A 275-nucleotide genomic window follows, 5' to 3' on the forward strand; every position below is an offset into this window, starting at 1 on the left:
GCGTTGATTGCAACGATTTCAATATTGGGGTCTTGAATAGCGCGGCGGAATACCATGCGCCCAATACGGCCGAAACCATTAATAGCTATTTTGATTGTCATATAGAAACCCCTTTCGCAATTAAGTTACGCTTATCTGTTATCTTCATTATAATAAGTATGACACAATTATCAATGTGTTTTACTGAAAAATAAATATTTGGACGATTTACCCCTGCTATTTTACTCATTGTGTTTTCCTTTAGGATGTCTATTATCGGACAAAAGCCGCTCTCT

At 36.7% G+C, this 275-nt stretch carries 1 protein-coding gene; it reads right to left on the reverse strand.

Annotated features, from left to right (window positions below):
- Positions 1 to 101 (reverse strand): glyceraldehyde 3-phosphate dehydrogenase NAD-binding domain-containing protein (locus SB773_RS31585; RefSeq protein WP_410594262.1); only part of this gene is annotated, 101 nt, incomplete at its 3' end.
- Between the last annotated feature and the right edge of the window lie 174 nt (positions 102 to 275).

The sequence above is a fragment of the Bacillus sp. SIMBA_074 genome, from assembly GCF_046534555.1.
Taxonomy (GTDB): Bacteria; Bacillota; Bacilli; order Bacillales; family Bacillaceae_G; genus Bacillus_A; species Bacillus_A mycoides.